A 1,615-nucleotide genomic window follows, 5' to 3' on the forward strand; every position below is an offset into this window, starting at 1 on the left:
GCCGCCCGTATCGGGCACGTCTCGAAGTCCTTTGCCGGCCCGGCCGGATCGCAGCTCGTCCTGGACGACATCAGCCTCGATGTCGCGCCCGGCGAGTTCGTCACCATCCTGGGGGCCTCGGGATGCGGCAAATCCACCCTGCTCAACCTGGTCGCGGGGCTGGACAAGCCCTCCGCGGGAACGATCGAGACAGCCGGCCGGCCCGCGCTCATGTTCCAGGAACACGCCCTCTTCCCCTGGCTGACCGCGGGCAAGAACATCGAACTCGCCCTGCGCCTGCGCGGGGTCGCCAAGACCGACCGCAAGCCGGAAGCCGAACGCCTGCTGGAACTGGTCCGCCTCGGCGGCGCATACGGCAAACGCGTCCACGAGCTGTCCGGCGGCATGCGCCAGCGCGTCGCGCTGGCCCGCGCCCTCGCCCAGGACAGCCGGCTGCTGCTCATGGACGAGCCGTTCGCAGCCCTGGACGCCATCACCCGCGACGTCCTGCACGGCGAACTCACCCGCATCTGGGCCGAGACCCACGTCTCCGTCCTCTTCGTCACCCACAACGTGCGCGAGGCCGTGCGCCTGGCCCAGCGCGTGGTCCTGCTCTCCTCACGACCCGGCCGCATCGCCAAACAATGGACCGTCGACATCCCGCAGCCGCGCCGCATCGAGGACGCCGACGTCGCGGAACTGTCCGTCGAGATCACTGAACACCTGCGTGGGGAGATCCGCCGCCATGGCCAGCACTGACACCACCCCGAAGGCCAAGGCCGACGACCTCGCGGGCCTGGAGGCCGGGCTCGACGCCCTCGACGCCGTCCAGACCCACCGCACCCCCACCCGCGAGGTCCTCCTCAAGAAGGTCCTGCCGCCGTTCATCGCCATCGGCCTCGTACTGGTGGCGTGGCAGATCCTCGTCGCGGCGCACGTCACCGACGAGACGAAACTGCCCGCACCGTCCGCGGTCTGGGACAGCCTGTCCCAGATGTGGCTCAAAGGCACCCTGTTCGAGGTCATCTGGACCAGCGTCTCCCGCGGCCTGCTCGGCTTCCTCCTCGCCCTCGCCATCGGCACCCCCCTCGGACTCCTCGTCGCCCGCGTCAAGTTCGTCCGCGCCGCGATCGGCCCCATCCTCCAAGGCCTGCAATCCCTGCCCTCCGTCGCCTGGGTACCCCCGGCCGTCCTGTGGTTCGGCCTCAACGACGCCATGATGTTCACCGTCATCCTGCTCGGAGCCGTCCCCTCCATCGCCAACGGACTCGTCTCCGGCATCGACCAGATCCCCCCGCTCTACCTCCGCGCCGGCCGCACCCTCGGCGCCACCGGCCTCGCCGGCGCCCGCCACATCGTCATGCCCGCAGCCCTCCCCGGCTACCTCGCCGGCCTCAAGCAGGGCTGGGCCTTCTCCTGGCGCTCCCTCATGGCCGCCGAAATCATCGCCAGCTCCCCCGACCTCGGCCTGGGCCTCGGCCAGCTCCTCGAAAACGGCCGCAACAACATCGACCTCCCCGGCGTCTTCCTCGCCATCATCCTCATCCTCACCGTCGGCATCGCCATCGACCTCCTCATCTTCAGCCCCGTCGAGCGCCGGGTCCTGCGCAGCCGCGGCCTACTGGTCAAGAACTGA

Annotated in this window: 2 protein-coding genes; both read left to right on the forward strand. The window is 70.0% G+C overall.

All coding sequences use genetic code 11. The features are described 5' to 3' along the window. Window positions 1-738 (forward strand): ABC transporter ATP-binding protein (locus tag AB0M92_RS39250; protein WP_366107189.1); only part of this gene is annotated, 738 nt, incomplete at its 5' end. Further along, complete coding sequence (locus AB0M92_RS39255; RefSeq protein ID WP_366107190.1) at window positions 725-1,615, forward strand: ABC transporter permease; 891 nt, start codon at window positions 725-727, stop codon at window positions 1,613-1,615. The genes AB0M92_RS39250 and AB0M92_RS39255, both read left to right, overlap by 14 nt.

Origin of the sequence: Streptomyces sp. NPDC051582, assembly GCF_040681715.1 — a bacterium.
Taxonomy (GTDB): Bacteria; Actinomycetota; Actinomycetes; order Streptomycetales; family Streptomycetaceae; genus Streptomyces.

Bases quoted from the DNA above. Each gene is read 5' to 3' on its own strand.
- AB0M92_RS39255 (WP_366107190.1), top strand. From the start codon at position 725: ATGGCCAGCACTGACACCACCCCGAAGGCCAAGGCCGACGACCTCGCG.